16 protein-coding genes are annotated in these 24,487 nt (G+C 33.3%); 8 read left to right on the top strand and 8 right to left on the bottom strand.

All coding sequences use genetic code 11. The annotated features are described in order from the left end of the window. Positions 1-8 precede the first annotated feature (8 nt). The 4 genes from RT99_RS00260 to RT99_RS00245 form a co-directional block, all read right to left on the bottom strand. Complete coding sequence (locus tag RT99_RS00260) at positions 9-590, bottom strand: Crp/Fnr family transcriptional regulator (RefSeq protein WP_042562725.1); 582 nt, start codon at positions 588-590, stop codon at positions 9-11. 142 nt (positions 591-732) lie between these two features. Continuing rightward, the gene (locus RT99_RS24505; RefSeq protein ID WP_052483430.1) at positions 733-1,662 is read right to left on the bottom strand and encodes an AraC family transcriptional regulator; all 930 of its coding nucleotides are present in this window, start codon (positions 1,660-1,662) and stop codon (positions 733-735) included. 134 nt (positions 1,663-1,796) lie between these two features. Beyond that, entirely contained in the window at positions 1,797-2,726 is a 930-nt protein-coding gene (locus tag RT99_RS00250) for an AraC family transcriptional regulator (protein ID WP_042562724.1), read from the bottom strand. Between the two features lie 127 nt (positions 2,727-2,853). Next, positions 2,854-3,774, bottom strand: coding sequence for an AraC family transcriptional regulator (locus RT99_RS00245; protein WP_042562723.1), 921 nt, complete (start codon positions 3,772-3,774; stop codon positions 2,854-2,856). Positions 3,775-4,277: 503 nt separating this feature from the next. On the opposite strand from RT99_RS00245, the gene RT99_RS00240 reads away from it, so the two are divergent. From RT99_RS00240 to RT99_RS00210, 7 genes are all read left to right on the top strand, one after another. Next, entirely contained in the window at positions 4,278-4,793 is a 516-nt protein-coding gene (locus RT99_RS00240; RefSeq protein WP_042562722.1) for a RidA family protein, read from the top strand. 245 nt (positions 4,794-5,038) lie between these two features. After that, a complete protein-coding gene (locus tag RT99_RS00235; protein ID WP_042562721.1) occupies positions 5,039-5,920 on the top strand; it encodes an alpha/beta fold hydrolase in 882 nt (293 codons plus the stop codon). 5 nt (positions 5,921-5,925) lie between these two features. Then, on the top strand, positions 5,926-6,684 hold the full coding sequence (locus tag RT99_RS00230) for a sulfite exporter TauE/SafE family protein (protein ID WP_131494885.1): 759 nt from the start codon (positions 5,926-5,928) through the stop codon (positions 6,682-6,684). A gap of 17 nt (positions 6,685-6,701) precedes the next feature. Continuing rightward, on the top strand, positions 6,702-7,643 hold the full coding sequence (locus RT99_RS00225; protein ID WP_042562719.1) for a type I glyceraldehyde-3-phosphate dehydrogenase: 942 nt from the start codon (positions 6,702-6,704) through the stop codon (positions 7,641-7,643). Between the two features lie 60 nt (positions 7,644-7,703). Next, a complete protein-coding gene (locus tag RT99_RS00220; RefSeq protein ID WP_042562718.1) occupies positions 7,704-8,318 on the top strand; it encodes a pyridoxamine 5'-phosphate oxidase family protein in 615 nt (204 codons plus the stop codon). Positions 8,319-8,487: 169 nt separating this feature from the next. Continuing rightward, a complete protein-coding gene (locus RT99_RS00215; RefSeq protein ID WP_042562717.1) occupies positions 8,488-9,426 on the top strand; it encodes a ring-cleaving dioxygenase in 939 nt (312 codons plus the stop codon). 39 nt (positions 9,427-9,465) lie between these two features. Then, positions 9,466-10,506, top strand: a complete 1,041-nt coding sequence (locus tag RT99_RS00210; protein ID WP_042562716.1) for a proline iminopeptidase-family hydrolase — start codon at positions 9,466-9,468, stop codon at positions 10,504-10,506. Between the two features lie 866 nt (positions 10,507-11,372). On the opposite strand, the gene RT99_RS00205 is transcribed toward RT99_RS00210, so the two are convergent. The 3 genes from RT99_RS00205 to RT99_RS00190 form a co-directional block, all read right to left on the bottom strand. Continuing rightward, on the bottom strand, positions 11,373-12,149 hold the full coding sequence (locus RT99_RS00205; RefSeq protein ID WP_131494884.1) for a hypothetical protein: 777 nt from the start codon (positions 12,147-12,149) through the stop codon (positions 11,373-11,375). A 103-nt stretch (positions 12,150-12,252) separates the two neighbouring features. Then, a complete protein-coding gene (locus tag RT99_RS00200) occupies positions 12,253-13,080 on the bottom strand; it encodes a DUF6585 family protein (protein ID WP_042562714.1) in 828 nt (275 codons plus the stop codon). Positions 13,081-13,834: 754 nt separating this feature from the next. After that, on the bottom strand, positions 13,835-14,929 hold the full coding sequence (locus RT99_RS00190) for a Fic family protein (protein ID WP_042562712.1): 1,095 nt from the start codon (positions 14,927-14,929) through the stop codon (positions 13,835-13,837). 744 nt (positions 14,930-15,673) lie between these two features. Between RT99_RS00190 and RT99_RS00185 the strand changes: the two genes are divergently transcribed. Next, complete coding sequence (locus tag RT99_RS00185) at positions 15,674-15,922, top strand: hypothetical protein (protein ID WP_042562711.1); 249 nt, start codon at positions 15,674-15,676, stop codon at positions 15,920-15,922. A gap of 272 nt (positions 15,923-16,194) precedes the next feature. Here the strand turns inward: RT99_RS00185 and RT99_RS00180 are convergent, their stop codons facing one another. After that, the gene (locus RT99_RS00180; RefSeq protein ID WP_042562710.1) at positions 16,195-24,480 is read right to left on the bottom strand and encodes a T9SS type A sorting domain-containing protein; all 8,286 of its coding nucleotides are present in this window, start codon (positions 24,478-24,480) and stop codon (positions 16,195-16,197) included. Positions 24,481-24,487 lie beyond the last annotated feature (7 nt).

Genomic DNA, 24,487 nt, shown 5'->3' with positions numbered 1-24,487 from the left:
TCGTACCATTAGGATTTCAGTTTTCGGGTTCGGATTTTTGATAAAAATTCAGGAGAAATCCCCAGATAAGAAGCAATATAATGCTGTGGTACACGTAATGGTATAGTGGGATACGTTTGCAAAAATTCATCATATTTTTGTTCTGCCGTACAGGTGATACTATGAAGAAGACGATTTTGAGTAACGGCCAAATGACGCTGCATTAAAATTCTGAAAGCACGCTCAAACCTTGGCGCCCGTTCAAAAAGCTGTTCTTTGGTCTCTGGCGTAAAGAGCAAAAGATCAGAGTTTTCTATGGTTTCGATAAAAATTTTACTGCCCTCCGTTTCATAAATGCTAAATGAAATATCGCTGATCCATGAATTTTCGACTGCAAATTGCAAGATTACTTCAAATCCGTTTTCATCGATATAATATTTTCGGATACATCCACGAACTACAAATGCATCAAAAGTACATTTCTCTCCTTTTTGAAGCATTATGGTTTTCTTTTTGATTTGTTTGAAATACAATAGAGAATTAAATATATCAAGTTCCTCTTTTGTGAAGTTCACATATCTTGAAATGGCGATATTAATCTGTGTAAACATTCTCAATTATTTTTATTTTGTATCAAAACTATAATGAAGTTTTTTTAAGATTTATTCTAATTGGTAAGCTAAGTTAATTTATCGAGAATGTTTTGTGTAATGCAATTTTCTTCTATTATATAACACAAAAAAAATATACATCTTATAAATTTTTTTTACGGTAATCCAAAGGAGTAAGTCCTGTATGTTTTTTGAAGAAAATGCTAAAATAGGAGGTATAGCTGAATCCTAACATATATCCAATTTCTTTCATAGTGTATTGGGAATCCTGAATTAAAATCTTGGCTGCGGAGAGCGTTTTTTCAGAAATTAACTGACCAGCTGTTTTTCCGGTTTTTTCTTTTATGATGGTGGACAGATAGTTTTCATGAAGCTGTTGCATTTCCGCATAATCTTTTATATGTAGTACGTTCTTCACTTTACCTTTGAGCAGCTGATCATAGTGGAACTCCATATTTTGGATAAAATCGTTCAAAATATCAGGATTTCGGGATTGTATATTTATACTATACCCTTCCCAGAATTCTTGTTTTATCTTAAGTAAAATCCGGGTAAGCAGATTGGCACATAATTTCTTTTTAAGCGGTGTATCTTTTTTTAGTTCCTGGTAAATCAGCTGAATGATTGTTCTTAGCTCTTGTTGAAATTCGGGAGTGGTGTGCAGTGGTAAATGTCTTTCAAATAGCAAAAAGGGAAACGTTTTATAAATCGAAATTCCGGCATATTTTACAATAAACTCTTCAGAAAATAATAAACCATAAGTTTCTGTTACTTCATTAAATGTTAACTCTTGCAAAGTTCCGGGTTTGTGAATAAATAACATATTCGGTTCAATTTTCGCGGTTAAATCTTCGTATTGTATTGAACCATAAGAATCAATAACAATTCCCATTATAAAATGGGCAGCACGATGCGCCGGATAGGTCCACGGAAGTCTTTCTTTTGGGTGTATTATTTTTGAAATTATTAATGAAAAATCGTCATCACCTATGTGCCCTTCAGAGAAATCACTTCCCATGATTTTTACATTATCGTAGAAATCGTATGTTTCCTTATTCTTTATTTTAGCCATCTTTTTTAAAATGTAAGACTCTGTTGATAGTTTATATTGACTTGATTTATCTTCTTTAAAAATGATACTTAATCATCTTTAATTATTATTCAGCATTATATGTATTTTCATTTTTGCTTTAAGAAAAACATTAATCAGGAGATCGACCTCTGATATTGTTTTCTATAAACTCCCGGAGCATAAGAAGTTTGAGTTTTGAAAAAGCTATAAAAATAATTCAGGTCATTAAAATCAAAAAGGAAGGCGATATCTTTCATCGATGTTTCGGAATGCTTTAGAAGATACTTAATTTCGTCTATAAGTTTTTCGTTTATCCATTCGTTTACCGTTTTTTTGGTACAGTTTGTTACGATCTTGCATAAATAATTTTCGTCTAAATTTAGTATTTGCGCGTGTTCCTTAATACGCATAAGTACGCAACAATTACCATTAATCAATTCGTTAAAATTATTTTCCATATTCTGACGAAAGGCGATGATAATTTTATTGTTTTTTTCGTTGTTTTTTTTAAAATTTATTTCATTTTCCTGTTCTAATTGCACTAAAAACAAGAGATTAAGTGCCATGTTTGCCATGATCTCTTCTTTATAACAAGCATCAGAAGTTGCAATATTATATATTTCGAGACAAGTTTTCTCAAAATAATCCATCGTATCTTCCGGAAGTTGGCAGCAATAACCATTTTTAGCATTAAAGTCTAGAATATTATTAATTCCGCCAGGGAAGTATTTTAAGATAAAAGATTTTAAGAATGTTATATTGTAAACTTTTTCCATATTTGTCCAGTCAATTTTAAAAAAGGAATCAGGACAGGTTACAACCACATGGTTATCACGCAATTCAAACTTATTATCACCCACAGTAAAACTGCCATTTGCCTTAGTGACAATAGTGAAACTGTAATAATCAGATCTAAAAGTTGGCGAATGAAAAGGAAATTTCAAATCCCATTCGTGAACCTTCACTATTGAAAACTCGTCGTTATCTATATAATCATGAAAAGGAAGATTTAAAAAATCAATCTGGTCTTTATATTTGCTAATTGTGGTGAGTTTTGGTATCATAATTTTGGAAAATAAAGTTAGACAATTTTTAAATGATGAATTGGGGACTTTTATTTTTCAAAGATATCGGATATGAAATTTTCAATTATAATCTATTATTGACATTTAGTTATAAAATTTAAAGATATTAACTTACATTCAAACTTTTCCTGTAATAAGTGGGGGTGAGTGTAGTCTGATTTTTAAAATAAAAGTTAAAATATCGACTGTTTGTAAATTGAAATATTTCTGCAATTTCTGCTATTGGCATTGATGTTTCTGTTAATAACGTTTTAACTTCAACCAAGAGTCTGCTGTTAATCCAGGCAGTTGGGGTTCTTCCGGTTTTAGCTTTTATTATTCTGGAAAAGTAATCTTCATTTAAAAATTGTAAATCTGCAAAATCTTTTGCTTTTAATTGTTGCGGCTTTTTTCCCTCTACAATTTTATTAAAATAGTTTCCTAAATCATTATAAAAGGTATTGACGATTGAATTGTTATTATCAGTAAAAGGGTGTATCTGATTTTGAAAAAGTTCTGTAATCTTAATAAGCAGAAATTCTAACATATTACCAATTATTATCATTTTTTGATCCTGAGTACGTTGAATTTCTCTTTTAATCTCGTTTGTATTATTCTTTATAATAAGGTAGTTTTCCGGATCTGCTTTTTTATATATAAACGATTCAGAAAGTAAAAACGGAAATTCTTTATATATATCGTAAAAGCAATAGCTGGCAAGAAATTTTTCGGTAAAGCAGATAAAATAGGCTTCCGTTAAATGATCGAATTTATAATTACGATAATGCCCGGGACCAGTTACAAATACACTTGATGATTCTAATTGTATTACTTCATCATTATATAGGTGTGTTGCACTGCCTTCATTAATTATAAAAATGGTAAAGAAATTGGCTTTATAATTATCAGGAACATTCAGTAATTTATTTTTGTTCCATTGGTTAATTTCCGTAAGCATAAAATCATCGCCTACTAATTCAGTTGAAGGCAGTCCGAACCAATCGCTAATCTCTTTTAGCGTATTAAATATAGGTATTTGCTTTTCCATTGATTTTTTTAATATAAAATTACTTAAACAGATAATATAATAATGTGTCTATTTTAAAAAGTTGGTTTTCTTTTAATTTTTTATTCCGGAAATGTTTATCACAGCCAATTAATTTTTAGTTCTTTTTTAATAAAATATTATATTTCAGCTTCTTACATAGTGCATATTTACTAAAGAAAAATAAGGTTTGCTAATCTAAAAGGGAATAAATAATTAAATCTTAGGTTTTTATAATCATTAGTAAATTATTCACAGAGAATGAAATTTTCATTCGTTATAATTTTGCTTCAACAAGTACAGAAGTTCATTTTTACTCTTTTTATTAAATTCCAATTTTTTCTTTATTTCTATTGATTGAAATAAAAAAGAGAAGGTGGATTTATAACCTTAAAAAGAAGTCATGAATAAGATATGTCTTTGGTTTATCATATCTGAAAGGGATATAAAATTAATAAAAGGGAAAGCCGAAACCCTAATAAAGTAGGCGCAATAAAATTATCATTATGAAAACAGTATTTAAAAAAGTAAAATTAATCTCAATATCTATTGGATTGGCATTTACAATTCAAAGTTGTGGTCAAAAAGAAAAAGAATTCGAAAGTGAAACTAAAAAGAAGTCAATTATTGTAAATGAAAAACCGGAATATTTTTTACTGCGTCCGGAAGTTGAAAAGTCTTATGGTTATTCACATGCAGTAAAAATAGGTAATACTATTAAGATTTCAGGAGCCGTGAGTTTTGACGATGAAGGCAAGCCTGCAGCAAAAGGTGATTTAGGGCAGCAAATGAAAAATTGCTACGCGGATTTGGATAAAATATTAAAACATTATGGCTGCACATTTGATGATGTAATTATGGAAAATGTCTTCACAACCAACATGCCGTTATTTCTTGAAGTCTCAGGATACAGAAAAGAAATCTACAAGAAAAATTTTCCGACAGGGTCTTGGCTTGGTGTCAAAGAATTGGCATTTCCCGAATTAATGATAGAGATAGAATTGGAAGTTTATAAGCCATAATAATTTTCGGATATCATTTTGCATTAGAAGAGCTCACTAGTTACTTCCTTCTTTATTTCTTTTTCATTTACAGAGTAAAGAACTGTACTCAATCTTTATTTTTTATAATTTTTGGTAAGAATATAACAGAAATGCAGTCGAAACCAATACCTAAGTTTGTGGTGTAGAAATGCTTAAAGAAATTAGGAGGATCAGGAACAAAAATGATTTCATGTATTATGAACTTTTTTAAAATTTAAAATGTTATGGATTTTGGGAGTAGGAAGGAAACGAAAATAAGTCATAAGGTTATAAGCATAGATTCAATAAAAATTGCCTATCGCGAAGCCGGAGAACATGTAAATCCTATTTTATTATTACTTCATGGATTTCCATCTTCTTCACATATGTTTCGAAATGTGATACCTAAATTATCAAAACATTTTCATGTTATTGCTCCTGATCTGCCTGCATTCGGTTTCAGTGATGTTCCAAGTTTAGAAACGTTTAGTTATACTTTCGAAAACTACGCTGATATTGTTGCCCATTTTCTTGAAAAGTTAAAGATCACTAAAGCGAGTTTTTATCTTTTTGACTACGGTGCCCCTATATTAATGCGTTTATTCATCAAGCGTCCCGAAATGATAGAGATGCTTATTTTTCAAAATGGAAATATTTATAATGAAGGGGTGGGTGATGTGTTAAAAGAAGTTAGTGCATTATATAGAAAGGATGATTTTGAAAGCTACAGCAAACTAAAAAGGTTTTTTGAATTAGATTATACCAAATGGGAATATACAAATGGAACGCAGGATATTTCTAATATAGCTCCAGAGGCCTATTTTTTAGATCAGTTTTTAATGGAGCGGGCGGGAGTTAAAACGATTCAGATGGAATTAAAGCGTGATTATAAGTCCAATGTAGCGTTTTATCCGGTTTGGCAGGATTTTTTAAAAAATCTGCAACCCGTGACATTGATTGTGTGGGGAGAGAATGATGAAGTATTCAAAAAGGAAGGTGCGGAAATGCTCCAGAAAGACCTTGTTGATTCAAAACTTTTATTTTATCCTACAGGTCATTTTGCACTTGAGGAATTTGGAAATGACATAACAGAAGAGATAGTAACATATTGGTATTTAAACTTTTAACTATTATGGGTACTTATTTTGAACTTTTCTTTTTATTTTTAATGGCCATCATAGGGGGTGCTGTTAACGTAACTATAGGAGGAGGCTGGTTTGTTATTTTTCCAAGTTTGATTTTTAGAGGTATACAGCCTGTAACAGGAACTGCAACTACGACCATAATTCTTTTATCCGGTTTTCTTGTTTCATCAAAACCTATAAAGAAAACTAAAGAGATTTCTAAAAGGCATTTCAATTATATGGTATTAGCCTGTACTATAGGAGGAGTTACAGGAGCTTTTCTGCTCGTCGCTTTTTCGCATAAGGTGTTCGAAACTATTGCGCCTTTTCTGTTGTTATGTTCGTGGATTCTTTTTACGTTTTATAATCAGATACAGCATTATTTTAATGCCGAGTTTGCAGTCAAAAAAGAGTTTAGATACTCGCATAAAAAACTAATTCCGATCTTTTTATTAGGTATCTATGGTGGATATTTTGGCGCAGGTATGGGAATGATCATTTTTATTCTATACAGTTTTTATGGAATCAAAAACAATGAAACTCTGGAAAGATTAGCGTTGTTGTTAGTTGGAGCGAATAATGGAATAGCAGTTCTTATTTTTATTTGTTCAGGGTTGATTTTTTGGCCTTTTGCACTCGTAATGATAACGGGATCTATTTTGGGAGGTTATTTGGGAAATGCATTCAAAGAAAAAATTAATATAGCAAGGGTGAAAAAAAATGCAATTGTTATTGGAGCAACAGTCACCCTTTATTTCTTATTATAAATTAAATACACTATCAGATGAAAAGAATTGCAATTAATGGTTTTGGCCGCATAGGCAGAGCCGCGTTGAAAATTATTACCGATACACCCGGACAGGAAGTCGTAGGGATTAATGATCTAATGAGTATTGAAAATGCTGTTTTTTTACTGCAAAGGGACAGTATTTACGGAAAATATGAAAAGGAAGTATCGTTTAGAGAGGATACTATTTTCATTGAAGGAAAGGCAATTAAATACACAACAATTAAGGATCCGTCAGAACTTCCGTGGAAATCACTCGGTGTTGATGTTGTAATTGAAAGTACTGGTTTTTTTACCAATAAACCAGATGCAGAAAAACATTTGAAGGCGGGCGCTAAATTTGTGGTTATTTCAGGTCCTACAAAAGATACTCCCACAATTGTACATGGTGTAAATACAGATGAAGGTAAAATAGAAATCTTTTCCTGCGGAAGCTGTACCACTAATAATATTGGCCCGATTATAGAAATACTGGGAAGACGTATTGGTATAAAAAAGGCAATTTTAAATACGACACATGCTTATACGGCCTCTCAGACTTTAGTCGATGCTCCCTCTAAAAAGGAACCCAGAATGGGACGTGCAGCCGGACTTAATTCAGCACCTGCTGCTACTGGTGCAGCTGTAGCTGTTACAAAAGCATTACCTGAATTTGTTGGCAAATTTGATGGTATTGCCGTGCGTGTACCGGTACCAATTGGGTCAATATCTGATATTACTTTTGTAACGCAAAGAGCAACTACAATAGAAGAAATTAATGCAATTTTAACCGAAGAAGCTCAAACGCCACGTTACAACAAAGTCGTTGAGGTTAGTCACGAACAATTGGTTTCGAGCGACATAATTAAAAGCACCTATGCCGCAACTGTAGATCTTGAAATGACAAGAGTCGTAGATGGAGATTTAGTAAAAGTTATGGCCTGGTACGATAATGAATGAGGATTTACAAATCAAATGGTCAGACAGATTCAGGAACTTTAATGTAATAATAAATTTGCGATGAATTATCAAGAACTAGCTTTTAGCGACGCCATAAAAGAAATTCAGGAAAAAAAAGGAAGCCGGAACAGTTATGCCAGAATGGAAAAAATGTCCTATACAGATGGTCTGACAGAACAGGAAATGGCATTTATAGAAAGTCAGGACAGCTTTTATATGGCTTCTTATGGAGAAAATGAATTTCCATACATACAACATCGGGGCGGGCCACAGGGTTTTGTAAAAATTATAGATGCAAATACGATCGGAATTGTAGATTTTGTTGGAAATCGCCAATATATTTCGGCAGGAAATATTTCAAAAAATCCTAAAGTTGCCATTATCATGGTTTCTTATCCGCAAAGGGCACGCTTAAAAATTTATGCAGAAGCCCAAATCTTAGATGTTGAAGGAAACAATGCATTATATGAAAAACTCAAACCCGAAGATTATAAGTTTAAGCCGGAACAAATGATGGTTTTTAAAATTAAAGCCTATGACTGGAATTGTCCGCAGCACATCACGCAGCGCTATACAGTTGCGGAAATCAAGGAAGTATTTGATCTTCAAAAAAAACATATTACAGATCTTGAACAGCAAATTAAAGATTTAGAAGCGCTTCTTTCAAAAAAGTAAAATACTAAAACTAATTCTGGATTTAAAAGTTTTTTTCAAATGAACATTATTATTTGACGGTAATACATAGGAAAAACAATTTTTATTTCTTAATCCAGATTAATGGATGGGCAGAAAGAGGAAAGTAAATTTGTAGAAGAAAATCAAAAACAACTTAAATATAAATACCATGGAAAATCAAATTTTAGGTATACACCATATCACTGCAATTGCAGGCGACGCTAAACGTAATTTCAATTTTTACTCCAATGTATTAGGATTAAGATTCATCAAAAAAACCGTGAATTTTGACGATCCGAAAACGTACCATTTCTATTTTGGCGATGAAGTGGGAAGCGCGGGAACAATCTTAACTTTTTTCCCTTGGGGAGAAGGAATTCAGCAGGGAAGAAAAGGATCCGGAATGGCAACTGAAATTGGATATTCTGTTCCAAAAGGAAGTCTAGATTTCTGGCAGGAACGTTTTGAAAAATACAATGTAATCTATAACAAACCAGCTGAAAAATTCGGCGAAAAATACCTGACTTTCTTAGATCCGGATGGTTTAAAATTAGAATTAATAGAATCTAAAACAGACGATAACAGAAAACCTTGGGAAACAGACGAAGTAAAAGCAGATGTGGCAACAAGAGGATTCCATAACATCACTTTGACTTTAAACAGTATAAAAGCAACTGCTGCGATCTTAACTGAAATATTTGGTTATAAATTGATTAATCAGGACGTAAACCGCTACCGTTATGCAACAAAAGCTGTAGAAAATGCGGCCATTGTAGACCTTGTAGAATTGGCTGACGAAAAAAAGGGTCATGTAGCAAACGGATCTGTACATCACGTGGCTTTCCGGGTGCAAAATGATGAAATTTTAATGCACTTCCGTGAAAAAATCGAAGCTTACGGATTGTCTATTACGCCACAGATTGACAGACAATATTTCTACTCTCTGTATTTTAGGGAACCAGGCGGAGTTTTATTTGAAATCGCAACAGATAATCCCGGATTTACAGTAGATGAAAGCTTAGAAGAATTAGGTCAAAACTTAAAACTTCCTGAGCAGTACGAGTTTCAAAGAGCTAGTATTGAAAAACATTTGGTTAAAATTAATTAAGAATTTTTAGAGAAACATAAATAAATTAAAACAATCCCCATGATCGCTTACAAAAACATTTTTTTACTGGCCTTAGCTGCATTTTTTTTAAATGCATGTAATAAAGAGAATACCTTAGAAAATAAAAACACCAGTACTTACCTGACCGATACCACTTCGGGTATTAGAACGGGTGGTGTAAAGGTTGTGCAAATTACTACACCAAAAGGGAAGTTCAATGTCTGGACAAAAAGAATTGGACATAATCCGAAAATCAAGTTATTGCTTCTTAACGGAGGACCGGGAGCAACTCACGAGTATTTTGAATGTATGGAAAGTTTTTTGCCTGCAGAAGGTATCGAGTTTATTTATTACGATCAGTTAGGCACCGGTAATTCTGACAATCCAAATGATCCTTCACTATGGGATTTACCACGTTTTGTAGAAGAAATTGAGCAGGTACGTCAGGCATTAAAACTGGATAAGGACAATTTTTATATATTGGGTCATTCGTGGGGTGGAATTTTAGCAGCACAATATGCGCTAAAATATCAACAAAATATAAAAGGGCTGATCATTTCAAATATGATGATGAGTGCTATAGAATATGATAAATATGCAAAAGAAGTGCTGGCAAAACAATTAGACCCAAAGGTTTTAGCCAGAATAAGAGAAATAGAAAAAAACAAAGATTTTGAAAATCCTGAATATATGGAATTGCTTGTACCTAATTTTTATTCTAAACATATTTTGCGTTTAGATGCGAGCCTTTGGCCGGAACCCGTTAATCGCGCTTTTAGTAAAATTAACCAATCGCTGTATGTTACCATGCAAGGTCCAAGTGAATTTGGTCTTTCGGGAAAACTCGAAAAATGGGATATTACAAAAGAACTTCCTAAAATTACTGTACCAACGTTATCTATTGGTGCAAAATATGATACGATGAATCCGGAACACATGAAATGGATTGCGACACAGGTGAAAAACGGAACGTATTTGTATTGTGATAAAGGAAGTCATATGAGTATGTATGATGACCAGCAAACCTACATGAAAGGTTTAATTAAATTTTTAAAAGATACGGATAAAAGTAAGAATTGAAAGTTTTTTTTACCTATTTTAATTTTTTTAGAAAAAATCCAAACATTAAATTTTAGTCAAAAAAAGTCCTAATTTTCATTAGGACTTTTTTGTGGAAAGCCGTAGATTCAAACTGTAGTTAGATAAACCTTGAAAGTGCTGATTTCTAATTCTTTAAAAACCGATATACCACAATTTTGTCTTGAAATCGGTAGTACAAATTTTCAGGTTTTTTCAACCTTGAATTTTAAATTTTGATATCAAAAACAGGTATTAAAATAATGTTTAGTGTGTGTAAGGTATAAAGTGATTGAAACTCATCTTGCCAACAGGAGGGAGATCTAGCTTCCTATGATTTGAATCAGTCTAAACCAGAATATTTACCAATTAAATGAAAACAGTTTAGCTATTTTAAATTTCTTAATCACAAATTCCGTTATTATTTAATGTCTTATGTTCGTAAGCCAAAATTAATAGAATTTAAGAAATCATGAAAAATTGCCTGATTAATAATGAAGTGATGGAGGAAAGAACTCTGACAAAGAAAAAACTTAATTCTCATCTAAAATTAAATTTAAACACTATATGCATATAATTGAGAAAGGAATCTTAGGAACACTAATTCTATACTCTGTGAAGACTGTGGTAATGTTTTAAATGATGAAATTGATTCGGATATTATTAAGTTATTTGGCAATTTTATTGAAAAACTTAATCACGTGATGATTAAACAGTGAGATGCTAAGTCTAAAAATTTTATTCCAGGTTTTCATGGATCTTCAGGACACCGTTTAATTCTCCGCTGCCATTAATTGCAATGTTGCTGCGTACAATTTCTCTTGACAAAGTTATTGAAGTTCCAAATGTCTACTTAAATAACAGAAAATTTATTTGCGATATATAGTTTCAAAGTCAAGGTCCATTTCGCATTCACTATTAAGTACTGCGCCGAGATATTTAGGGTATTCTCGTCCGTTTTCATCATTATTATACATGAAAAAGTCACCATAATTTTCCTCCTTTAATGCCGAAAATTTCTTTACTTTATATTCCTTACCCTCAAATGACCCGGGATCTGTCTCAAGCTTATTCCATTCGTCTTCAGAAAAACTAAACGGAATATTTTTCTTGGTTTTAACGATATACATTGTATCACCATTGATACGCATTAATTTTATCAATACTCCTGTGGACATACTATTTTCTACCCATGTTGATTTATAAATATCTCCCGGTTTTGGATGCATTAGCAATGCTTTGTATTCTTTTGCTTTTTCGCTGGTTCTTTTTTTATTTATCGAAGTAATTCCCCATAATATTAAAATCAGGAATGGCATAACAAACCAAATTGACCACGGATAGACCAATTGCCACAAGGTTCTTTTATGATTGTGCCTGATATCATTAATCGCCTGAGCTACGTTAGCGGAATATTTTTTTTTGGCGAATATTGAACTATCTGGACTTTTAAGAATATGTGCGCAGTTAGTGCAAACAACGCCGGTCCGTCTGCCCATACCAAAAAGCGGTATTCCCATCGCAATATATCTCATGTACAGCGTTAAATATATAGTGTCTTTATCGCCGCAGACAGGACAGACTTCGTCAATGATTGATTTGGTTTGTAAAGGCTTCGTTATAATTTGATAAATGAAAATTAGCATGTATGTTCTGAGTTTAATTGTGGAAATAAGTTCGTCTAGGGAAAATTAAATTCTTTAAGTCCTAATAAATCAATTGATGTTTTGGAGTGATTTATTAGTGTTTTTATTTATTCTTATTGATTAATCCATCCAAAAGTGCTGTAAAAGTATCGCCGCTAAAAACAGAATTGTATGATTTTTTAAACACTGTTTCGTCATCACTATTGATAAGCTGTATTTGATTTGTCAAATCAGTAATAGAAAAATGGTGAATTTCTTTAAAATAGATAACCTGCGAATCAAAAACTAATTTATCCTGAAATAAGAATATTTTTTTCGTTTTTATGTTTAAATACGAATTGGTATTTAAAACCATAAATTGTTTCATGGCCAAATCTTTAAAATCGACATAATTAAAAGTCACGCTTTCACCTTCTTCGAGTTTTTTCAAAAGTATGGGCACATTAACAAAGCGGTGTGTTGATCGTACAAAGGCAATTACTTTATAAATATCTGAATATCTTGCAGAAATGGGATGCCACTGAGCTGTATTATTTTTTCGAACCGCAACATTGTTGATGTCAAATATACGTTTGCCTGAAGTAAACAAATAAACATCCTGAATATCCTTAAAATATAAAGTTTCCTTACTGCCTTTATTCTCTATAACAATAGCATTTTGGTATAAATAAAAAACAGATCCTTTTGATAGATAAATTGCTGTTGTAAATATAATCAGGCCGAGTGCCATAATAAAAACGATACAGTAATATAGTATACTAACATCTCCTGAAAAGTTCATAGTACCTTTATTAACAGGTATAATTGCTTTAAAATAAATAAACAGACTTATTGCTGTAAATAAAACAAGTATAACATATGAAAAATAAAGAAATGCTTTTGATACTGCGCTTTTTCGTATAAACGTACCTAACTCCGGACTTGATTTCATAATCTATAAATTTTGACATTGATAAAAACCACTATTCAAAATATTTGAAAGTGTTCTGAATAATGGTTTAATTTTATCAAAAGTAGTTATAGCATTAGGGAAAAAAGTAGATTTTATATATAAATAATATCTACAGCTCCTCATAGTAATATCTATTTAGTATCTACAAAGCTGGATTATGGAAGTAGTGAAGAAATGATATTCGAACCTAATTGTTCAACTTTCTGACATATAGTTATAAGCTACGATGAAAATACCTGTCTGAATAATTTTAGATCCAATTATGTCCGCACTGCGGACACAATTTAAATTACAAGGACAACCAATTTATTAAATGGTCTTTTTAAATTAAAAAAACTACAGTAAATTATTTTTACAATATCACTTTTTAGCGATGAACTGCAGATTCGAACCTAGCTGTTATATCACTCATCAATACTCAATTTTTACTTTTTCGAAGTACTTTGTGCCACGATATTGCCACAAAACTTTATAATGTTAAATGACGTTTAAAACTGCCTTAACTTTTTGTGGTAAAAAAGGTATCCCTTCCAATATTGGTGTGCCATGATTTTGCCACGAAACTCAAAATAACATTTTTTAAATCTTTTAGTTTACGTATTTGGCTTAACTTGTTTAAAATGAGTGTTATAATTTATATTTTAAAAGTCGAAATTAAGTGTTTTATCCAAATAAAGATGGATAAAAATAAGTGTTGCTATGAAAATGCTGAATTTTGTGTTTCTGATATCGATTAAAAATTGTGATTTTTTAATTTATAGCTGGTATTTCTTCCAGCTCCCTCTTGTATTAAAATGTCCTTTTCTATTAGATCTTTGATATCCCTTAAAGCAGTATCTGTTGACGTTTTTGTCATTTTTGCCCATTTAGATACATTTAGATTTCCAAAGAATGAATCTAAAAGAGCCTGCAGCATTTTTTGCTGACGGACGTTAAAAGTTTTATCTCTATGAGATTCCCAGAACTGTCCTCGCTCTAGTATTTTCTCAATTGTAATATCTGTGCTTTCCATTGAACGAAATAAGCAATTTAAAAACCAATCCAGCCAGGGGGTAATATCCAGATCTCCTTTTTGTGTTGATTCAAGAATGTTATAATATTCGTTTCTTTCTTTTTGAATTTGTGCAGACATTGAATAAAACCGCCGTCTACTTTGATCTGCTCGAGCCAGAAGCATATCTGCGACTGCTCTAGCTATTCTTCCGTTTCCATCATCAAAAGGATGTATTGTAACAAACCATAAATGGCCAATTGCAGCTTTTAAAACTGGATCAATTTCAGTTCTACTATTTAACCATTTTAAAAATCCCTGCATTTCTTGATCAACTATGTCAGGTAATGGCGCTTCGAAATGGACTATCTCTCTGCCCATAGGACCTGAAGTAACCTGCATAATATCTTTACGCCAATCCCCAACGATGATTTTATACATACCACTCCTTCCTGTTGGAAAAAGTGAAGCATGCCAGCCAAAAATTCTATCTGCTGTTAAATCGTTTGAATAGTTTTGAGTTGCATCAAGCATCATCTCAACAACACCTTCAACATCTCGTTCAGCCTTGATGGTACCAGCGATATCAATTCCTAATCTTCTAGCAATTGATGAACGTACTTGATCATGATTTAACAATTTACCCTCTATTTCGCTTGACTTTATAACATCCAAAGTTAGTGTTTGCAGCATAGTCTCTTCCTGAAGTTTAAAACCAAGTGCTTTCATCTGTCCAAGGATTTTTCCTTGGCGATATCTGACTTTTCCTAGTATGACTGTAATTTCTTCTGAATTCCATTTAAAAACTGGCCATTCTTTTTTTTGATGCATGTACATATTCACCGCAATTTTGCGGTAAATTTATTGTTTATTTACCGCATTTACAATATTTGCGGTGATTATTTTAAATTTAAACCGCATTTTTGCGGTGATTATATTTTTAACCACCGCAAAGTGCCCAAAAACATACATAGAAGTGGTAGACGGGAGAGACCTGCTGTTTTAAACCTATAAAGTTTCGAACCTAAATTCTTAGGTACTGATTTTGCTTAGTTTCTATTTTTCAAAACACCCGATTCTGCCACAAACTTCAAGTATCTTTTCTGCCCTTAGTAATAATCTTTGAATCTGTATCTTATGTACTTTAAAAGCATTTTATATTATTTAATAGTACAAAACTAATTTCCTGGAAGTGAAATTAGCATATAAACTTTTATTACCCTCAAGTCCATTTAATAAAATGGACTTTTTTATGACTTTTTTTTATTATTTTGAAGCGCTTTTTTTCTGTAAGCATTTACTGTTTTCATGTCCCGTAGGGTGACCTTGACGGGACAAATTTCTATAAATTTTAAAAAGTTTTAATATTAAATTTTATGCCTCTTACTTTGAAGCCCATAATATAGAGCTTTTTTTATGTCATCAATTCTCGATAAATAGTAATGTTATTCCTGTTTTTTATATTGTTTTATACAAACAATAATACTTAGTAATAGAGATGGAAAGTTCAAATTTTATTAAATAATACAAATATTTTTCTTACATTTGATAGAGAATTAGCGTCATATTTAATTAATTACAATGGAGAAGGGGATGAAGTTAAAAGTTCGAAAAGAACTGGATGTCAGGCAGCAGTCAAATATCATAAAATTAAAAGGAAGTTTAATTTCTAGGGGCTACACAGAAATCATACACATTTCAGATCATGATGATGAATTTCATATCAACTCATTTGATATTGAGCCAGGAACAGCCCAAGAAGTAAAGGAATTTATTACATCATTTATTGCCAGAGAAAATTTAGGAGAAAGCATATCGATATTCAAATAAAAATCAACTTTCATCGGACTTAAAATTTAACCTGCAAAAACATGACAAGAAAAGCGCCCATTTCATTGAAACAGGCGCTTTTTGATTTTCAAACCAACCTTTACTAAGAGCGAATACCATGAAAAAATGTTATGTTAACTTGCCGTCCTTAAGTATGGTGAGTCCGAATTTTTTCAATTTTATCATCCAGACAATATTCAACTGAAAACCTCATATCACTAAACTGAAACATTACCTTTTTTGGGCGGGTTATAAACATATTTTTTTCATTTCTACTTGATCATGAATTTAACTTTATAAGTTTTCTCACTGTTATGGATGATCAAATAATACATCCCTGCTGAACGTAAGTTTGTATAAACAATACTTTTTGTATCCGAAAGTTGTACCTTATCCTGTTGGTAGACAGCTCGCCCATTTATATCATATACGGTTAATGCAAAAAAACCTTCACCATCTGGCAATGTTAGAGTAAAGTTCCCATTATTTGGAACCGGGGACATAATTAAACCATTTTTGCCCGTTACCGGAATATCTACGCCTAATGTTGCATCTACTTTTACTTCTAAAGTAGTCGTTTTGCTGCACGATGCCGATGTCGAATAAGAAAGTGACAGATTCTGCATTCCTTTTTCATTCCATTTTATGGTTACCGTATTTTCTTTTTGGTCAACAATTTCACCACCGGTTACATTCCATTGGTATTCTATCATGTTCTGCGTTGCCGTATAAGTCGTAATCGAATTTGCCTCATTAATAATCAGGTCTCCAATTATTGTTGCCGAAATTACAGCAGAACTTTCAACGCTCGCCAAAACAATTCCTTTTCCTGGCAGACCGCTCGATTTTTTGTTCAGTTTTGACAAATCAATTCCGAAAGTGTGATCGCCGTTTAGTTTTTCGATTCCGGAAATTTCAAATTCTTTATCTGAAATTTTAGTCAGCGTCAGTTTTTCGTTCGAAACAGCAATTCCGCCTTCTTTAACCATTAAGGCGTCTTTTGTAAATGCCGAAGTTGTAATTTCATTGTCGAATATTACTGCTAGTGCATCTGTTTCTGAACAGCTATTATTTAAACTTAAATGCGAAATTGTAGCGCCAAGATCAACGTTATCAAGATATGTTTCTATACGAACGGCATCGCTTGCGTTACCGATTTCGTCATACGCAATAGCTTCAAAGGTGTTTTTGCCAAAATATCCTTTTATCGGAACAAATATTTCTTTTGTCGTTCCTAAATATTGTTTGCTTACTAAAATTCTGCTTTGAGGCGTTATGACATACAATTCGACATTTTGTTTGTTTTCTATTGTGGTAAGCGCAATTTGTAAATCGTTGCCGGATGTAATGTTATCAGATGCAGAAATTCCTCTGTCCGGCGTTACGCGAAGGTTGATCGGCGCAAGCGGTTTATCAAATTTCACAGTCCAATTTGTACTTGACGTTCCGTTTCCGAAATTCCCAGAAAGATCCACAAAGTTTGACTGGCCGATTTCGATTTTATAACCTCCTGCCGTTTGTGTATATTCTCCCAAACCAGAAATTATATAATGCAACTCGTCTTGCTTGGTTACGCTTACATTTGCGTTTTGGTTGACACTTCCTTTAAATAAGCTCACCCAGTTTTTATCAAAAGTATTTATGGGTTTGTTTAAAGTGACAATCATTTCGGTTACGTTCTGGCTGTTTACAGCGCCTTGATATTGCGGCGTAAAAGTCTTAACTTCCGGAAGCAGAATATCTACTTTCCATTTTTGAGACTGAACAATTAATCCAACCGTATTGTCTTCTGCTTTTATAGATGGCAAATCAACAGTTAATTCATAATTGCCGTTTTCTCTGTTGTATTCGCTTAATCCAACAATGGTATATTTGAGATTATCATCGGTTACAATTGAAATATTATCTACTGCATTTCCGTTTAATTTCAGTTTATCTTTTGTAAACTGTGTTGGTTTAACCAATTTATTAAACAAAATTCCGACACTATTTACGGCCAGTGATTGTGTTTGATCGTTTTTAAACTGAACAATTCCCAGTTCGCCAATAATCTGAATCCACGAAATACTTTTTCCTTCCGTTCCTTCATTTCCTTCCGGATCTTTTATACCGGCACATTGCACCGTTAATTCATAATAACCAGACGCAATTGCAATTGTTTTGGTATTTAAAACAAAAGTAGAATCGTTAATTTTTCCAATTAAACTATCATCAAAATCTAGTTTTTTGCCCTGGTGAATTAAAGTGATATTTTGAGATGTAAACGTACTCGGGTTTATCGCCTTGTTAAAGTTTACCTGGACAGATTCCAGCGCTTTTGTTGTTGTTGAAGGCACATTTCCAAACGAAATTACCTTTGGGACATTTGTGTTTATCGGCGTATAATAAAGCGTATATTTCTCTAATCCTGATATTTTATCAAGAAAATGAAGATTGTTCTCGTATTTAGGTTCTAATCCGTCTTTTAACGTTACAAATGTCTGCCAGAAATTTTCCAGCGGTAATTCAAGATTATCACTTATTCTAACTACTCTGTATAGTTTGTATCGATCTGATGCAGGATCAGGAAGATTACCGTAATTCCATCCTGTTTGAGATGAATTCATAGTTAATGTTGTAGTTAACTGACTTGGCGAAATCACATTAGAAACCGTTCCTGTGTTTACTTTATAGACTTCATCGCTTTCTCCGTTTGAATAATAAATAGCATCCGGCGTATCTTTTGTATCGGTAATATCATTTACTAAGAAATCACCAACATTATCATGTCCTGCCTGATACGCTTTTACGCTTTTGATCAATTCGTGTACATAGGACGCTTTAATCAGGCTCAGATTTTTATTTCCGTAACTGTTTAAATGTTTGATTTGAAGATCGTATTCTACAAAATGACCCAACAATGAACTTGTGAACCACCATTGTCCCAAAGCATTTTTCTGAGGTTCAATATTTCCAAAATCAACATTTAATAAACCTAATTGTTTTGGTTCGTTGTTAAAGTTGCTTCCAACAATTTCAAAATCGATTAAAAGCCCTTTTTTGTTTTCGATAATTTCTGGCTGAACAGATTCTACCTGGACATTTTTAGCGATTCCGTAGCCTTCATTTTTAATCAATAAAGCCATTTCTGCCGGAATAATTGGCTCGATTTTATCCGTTAAAGGATCATCTCCCAAAATATCACGTTGCATAAAATAATGCATTACTAAGTCAGGACTTGGGTTTACTTCCAGCGTTACCGGAAACAATTGTACTGTAACCTTATCTCCTGTATTTGGATCTGTATATGATAATGTACCACCAAAAGAATATGATTTAGCCACCGTTGGTGCTGCTTCTTTTGTTGGAATAAAAATCACTGTTCCAGCTTTACTGCTTTGCGGACCAACAATTCCCGTTCCGCTAAGGAAAGCATCTTTGTTGATTTGAAACAAATGTGTCATGTCGTTTCCAGCTTCATCTCTAATCAATAAATCTAAATTGATGTCTTTAATTGTATTGCCATCGCTTCCGTTATTCATGGTTAACGTTCCTTCAAAAGCTTCTCTGGTCATGGTAATTTTCTGAGAGAATTTTACCGTTACGCTCGCACAAACAGAAGATTGAGAAGATAATTCTTCAATATATTCTTTTAAATCTGTCATGTCCTGATTGTACATTTTTTCAGCAGATTCAAAACCTCTCGTACTAACAAGAGTTACTAATAATTGTCGTATTCTGTCGTATTCTGCTATATCATTTTTGTTGATGATTTGAGGATATTCTGTATTAGGAACCTTAATGTTTTTATTCCACGCTTCCAAAGTTTTATTCCATCTGTTGCAAAAAGTATCAATTTCCTGATTTGTTATATCGGTACCCGAAAGATTAGCTTTAATTCTTGCAACATCTGCAGTAGAAAATGTTTTTTCACCATCTAAGTGCAAGGCAACTTCTTTCATGAAATTCTGAAAATTAGAACTTTGTAAAATCTTATCATTACCGAGGTATGCCTTGAGCCTGTTACTTAAAGCAACTTGCGCATTATCCATGACATAAAAATCATTATACATGGTTTCCAGGAAACTATTTTTTGCCTTTTTTCCAGATACTATCGGATCATAAATACACGCTTTTAATGTCGCTACCATACTTGCAACACAACCCACATAAGGTATAAAATCCGGAACACATCCGGCAACTGCAACAATCTGATTGAATACCTCTCCATTTACAGTCGCAAGACCCAGTAGACATCCCGCAACAGCTCCTACAGGTCCACCAGCACAACCGATAACCATTCCGAATACTGACGTAAGACATGGATTCGTACAAATAGTAGGAAGCGAAGTAACTATGTTTCCAATTGCCGTTCCAATAGGAATTAATCCTCCAAAACCGCCTCCGTTAAAATTAGGTATTCCACCTGCAACTGGTGAACTTGGGGTTGAACAGGTCAATTTGTAATAAGGTTTAAATGCGGCCAAATCCTGTTCTGTTTCACATACATAAGTACCTTTTGTTATTAAATTATAAGAACAATTTTCGCTAGCTGCCATTTTTAAAGATGATGCTGTTCTTGTAATAAGTATGGGAACAATAATTGTCGTTTTAGCATTTAATACGTCAAGCCTTTCTATCATCGGCTTAAACTTATAGTCTTGCTGGCTGTCTATATTAAAAGTCACATTTGATAGGGCTATCAATCCATGATTGGTAACGGTAGCATAGCTCATTCTGCTTTCGCCGACATTTAAATCTAGAACCGGATTATCAATGTCAATTACAATTACTGGTTTTGGTACATTGGTTTCAAATTTAACCACCAAATCAGACTGGTACTCATCTTCAATTTCCGTTGGTTTTACTACCCATTCATAGCTAACGGCCTGGTAGGAAATAAATACTTTTTGAGTTGTTAATTTACCCGGATCAACTACTATATTATTTTGGTATGTATCGTGTTTATCTGCTGTTACGGTAACTGCATAATAACCTTCAGGAATTTGGGATGTTTGAAAAACTCCACTATCATCTGTAATACCTTCTGCTAAAACAACTCCCGAAAATGGATGACGAACTACTACTTTCGCTCCTTTAACATGCGGTGCATTTTCTGTGTTATACGTATATTCATCTACAACATCTACCAATAAAGAACCTGTAGATGCTGAAACAGTTTCTATTTTAAAAGGTATACTTATTCCGCCACCGTTAGAAGGATTCAGCGCTAAATTGCCCGATAACGGAACGTTTAATTGCTGTTTGTCTGTTGGTGCTAGTTCTAGTATTATTTTTACAACTTCGTTTGGTGCAATTTTTTCGACAATAGATGGGCTTTTTAATTTCATCCATTCCAAATTCGGAACATCAACTTTTACCTGTTCGGCATCTACACCTCCTGTATTTGTAACAGCAAACTCATAAAAACGAGAACTCCCCTTAATCATCGTGGTATTGATGCTCACCGGATTTACCGCCAGTTTAGGCGTTTGAGCTTTCGCATGATAGTATACTAAAACGGGTAATATTGCTCCTTCATTTGAAACAATATTAAAATTAACCTGATAATATTTTTGTTCTGCCGAAGGATTCTCAGCAAGTATGGTATAACTTAAAACAGATTCTTCTCCGGAAGATAAGGTCAAAGGATTTGTTTCTACTGTAAATCCGGCATCTGCAGGAAGATCAACTTTTATATTGGTTAAGGTTGTTTTACTGTTATTCTTTAATCTGAATTCTCCTTTATATAGTGTTTTGGTCACAACATCCCATTTTAAATAGTCAGGCTTATTTGTCCATTCAAAACCAATAATATCAAATTCCGCCTGTGTTGCATTAAACGTTCCGGGATATCCTGCGCTCAAAGTATAATGTCCGCTTTCGGCCTGTAAAGGTTCAAAATCGTAAGCAAAATTTCCAGAAACGTTTGTTTTTACAATAAACGAACGAACAAAACTTCCGTTTGTAATGGTGATTTCTATTTCTTTATTTGCTGCGACAGAATTGTTCAGCATTTTTGCAGATCCACTAATATTAACCAATTCCGCCGATTTATACACTGATTTTGCTACTGTTGCTGTTGCAGAATAACTGGCGTGCAGCTCAATTGCAGCAAAATTTTCATTATTAGCATATGATAATTCATTTACTTTTTGATCTGAATTAACAGTTACAATTACAAAATAATCTCCAGCCTGCTGCGGAAGTTTTATCGACTGTTTTAAATCAAGGCTTTTTCCTGATTCAATATCTTTGTCAAGTATTGTACTTACCAAAAGAGTTCCGTTTTTAACCATCTTATCTTTAGAAAGGTAAAAATCTAATTTTGATCCTTTAGTTAAAACAGCAAATCCCTGATTGGTTAGTGTTGCTGCGATTTCGATATTTTCTCCACCGCCTGCTTCAGTTACGGTATTTACGGTATTGATTACGGCATCAGGTTTGTTTTGATCGGTAACTAATATCCATGAAAAACCAGATGCAAAACTGTCGGCTTCGGCAGTTAAACGTACCGTTTGATCGCCCTTTTTGTTCACATCAATTTTGGTGCTTATCGCCACTTCTATGCTTTCACTTCCAACCGGAATTATTACTGTCGCAGGAATCGTAACAATGGTTGGCGAATCGCTTGACAGGTTTACTAAAATCGCTTTTGACGTATCAACAGTATTTCTGGCAACTGTAATTTTAGCAACATTCTCTGTTCCCGCTTTTACCGTAGACGGATTTGCTTTCAGGATCAAAGTTGGGCCATTACTATCCAGAATGGTGATGTTTTTACTAATTGTACTTCCACCGCTTCCTGCAGGAACGGTACAATTACAAGATGCAATAAACACTTCGGCGGCAACATTTACCGTTTTTGTTCCATCGACAATTCCGTTGTTTATCGCGCCAATGTTAAATTTCTTCTGATTTACATTGACAGGAAAATCAATAACATCCGGCAAAATCAATGCATTCGCAATACTCGGTTTTAAACGAATATTTGTCGCAATATCTGATTTGTCTAAACGTTTGATTGTCGCATAAGTAGCATAAACACCATCGGCTTTTGAAATTGTTGTTGGACTTATTTCCAGTTCAAAAGCCGGAACATTCGAACTTTTTAAAACAACTTCTGTATTTCCTGCCTGAAAACCTTCGGCTCTTAAAGTCAGCTTTCCAGTTACGGTTGCTTCAGGAACTTTATTGTTTTTTACTGTTATATTGAAAGAAACAATTTTGCTTCCCGCAGGAAGTACAATTTCCGCAGGAACAATCCAACGTGAATTCTGATCGGCAGAAATCGTGAATTTCGTATCAGTAGTTTTCGCAAAATCACTTTCTAAAGTCACCGTAATCACATCGCCATCTGTAGCCGCAACTTTTGAAGGCGTTAACGTAATTACCGAAAATTCGTTATCAATAATTTCGATATTATCCGAAACTGCTGTGTAATCATTTCCGGATAAGGTCAGTTTTACGGTTCTGTTTCCGTCTGTTACAGTATTGTCTATTGGTTTAATATAAAAAACAACAGACGATTGATCTTTTGCAATTTTTACGGTGGTATCAAATCCCAATTGATTCAATTGAGACGCTACAATATCATAGGTTTTATCTGTACTTCTTTCGCCACTTTGGGTTAATGTGGCACGAATAACTTCTGTTGAATTCTCTGCAATGCTTTTCTTGTCCAACGTTAAAAATAATACTTTTTCCAATACAATAGAACTCGTTGCAGTAACCTTATTATTGTCTTTTAAACTTTCAGGTTCTTTTACAGAAGTATTAGCAATCAGGTTGATTTTTACTTTTACATTTCCGTCAATTCCTAAAACTTTAGGCAGATTAAAAGTTGCATTTCGGTTTACAGATTTCTTTTTATCCAAATCTTCATTGTAGGAAACTGTTCCCAGATTATATTCTAATCCGGTTGCGTCAGATACAATACTCACATGCTCGATCCATCCGCCAGAAGCGATTTTTTCTCCAATATTATCAACGCCCCATGAAACAGTAATTTTTCCTTCGGGAGTAATTTTTGTTTCGTTTGCTGTTATTCCCGAAATCGTTAAATCAGGAAATTGTGCCGTTGCAATGGTCAGTATTCCGTTGGTATGGTTTGAGCCAATATCTACGGCATTTTTAGAACTTAAAACAACGCCAGAAAGACTCAGGCTGTGCGTTTGTCCTTCGATATAATTTAACGGAATCTCAATCGGAATTTCTAATAAAGTACCGCTGTTTCCTTTTAAAGAAGTGCTTGTCAGCGAAAGAATTATAAAGTGATAATTTTGCGGATTATTCTTTTCGATATTGACATAAATGGCATGATCGCCTTTTCTGCTTTCGATGATTTTGCTTTCTTTTTCAGAGACAATCAATCCTTGTGGAATGGTTAAAGTAAATTCGGCTCCAACAACTTCAGCAGAATTTGTCAAGTCAATCAAAATCTTAGCTTTATCACCGGGTCCGGCAGCTGTGTTGACCACTTTCAGGCTGTTTTGCGCGAAAGTAAACGTCGCCAGAAATAAAAATAGAAATAAAAGAAATGGTTTAATTTTCATTGGTTCGGGTTTGTTATATATCATTTCAGTA

It is taken from the genome of Flavobacterium sp. MEB061 (genome assembly GCF_000834715.1).
Taxonomy (GTDB): domain Bacteria; phylum Bacteroidota; class Bacteroidia; order Flavobacteriales; family Flavobacteriaceae; genus Flavobacterium; species Flavobacterium pectinovorum.
The sequence above is the reverse complement of the archived record's forward strand: the minus strand, read 5'-3'. Positions and strand labels throughout refer to the sequence as shown.

Bases quoted from the DNA above. Each gene is read 5' to 3' on its own strand.
- RT99_RS00260 (WP_042562725.1), bottom strand. From the start codon at position 590: ATGTTTACACAGATTAATATCGCCATTTCAAGATATGTGAACTTCACA.
- RT99_RS24505 (WP_052483430.1), bottom strand. From the start codon at position 1,662: ATGGCTAAAATAAAGAATAAGGAAACATACGATTTCTACGATAATGTA.
- RT99_RS00250 (WP_042562724.1), bottom strand. From the start codon at position 2,726: ATGATACCAAAACTCACCACAATTAGCAAATATAAAGACCAGATTGAT.
- RT99_RS00245 (WP_042562723.1), bottom strand. From the start codon at position 3,774: ATGGAAAAGCAAATACCTATATTTAATACGCTAAAAGAGATTAGCGAT.
- RT99_RS00240 (WP_042562722.1), top strand. From the start codon at position 4,278: ATGAAAACAGTATTTAAAAAAGTAAAATTAATCTCAATATCTATTGGA.
- RT99_RS00235 (WP_042562721.1), top strand. From the start codon at position 5,039: ATGGATTTTGGGAGTAGGAAGGAAACGAAAATAAGTCATAAGGTTATA.
- RT99_RS00230 (WP_131494885.1), top strand. From the start codon at position 5,926: ATGGGTACTTATTTTGAACTTTTCTTTTTATTTTTAATGGCCATCATA.
- RT99_RS00225 (WP_042562719.1), top strand. From the start codon at position 6,702: ATGAAAAGAATTGCAATTAATGGTTTTGGCCGCATAGGCAGAGCCGCG.
- RT99_RS00220 (WP_042562718.1), top strand. From the start codon at position 7,704: ATGAATTATCAAGAACTAGCTTTTAGCGACGCCATAAAAGAAATTCAG.
- RT99_RS00215 (WP_042562717.1), top strand. From the start codon at position 8,488: ATGGAAAATCAAATTTTAGGTATACACCATATCACTGCAATTGCAGGC.
- RT99_RS00210 (WP_042562716.1), top strand. From the start codon at position 9,466: ATGATCGCTTACAAAAACATTTTTTTACTGGCCTTAGCTGCATTTTTT.
- RT99_RS00205 (WP_131494884.1), bottom strand. From the start codon at position 12,149: ATGCTAATTTTCATTTATCAAATTATAACGAAGCCTTTACAAACCAAA.
- RT99_RS00200 (WP_042562714.1), bottom strand. From the start codon at position 13,080: ATGAAATCAAGTCCGGAGTTAGGTACGTTTATACGAAAAAGCGCAGTA.
- RT99_RS00190 (WP_042562712.1), bottom strand. From the start codon at position 14,929: ATGTACATGCATCAAAAAAAAGAATGGCCAGTTTTTAAATGGAATTCA.
- RT99_RS00185 (WP_042562711.1), top strand. From the start codon at position 15,674: ATGGAGAAGGGGATGAAGTTAAAAGTTCGAAAAGAACTGGATGTCAGG.
- RT99_RS00180 (WP_042562710.1), bottom strand. From the start codon at position 24,480: ATGATATATAACAAACCCGAACCAATGAAAATTAAACCATTTCTTTTA.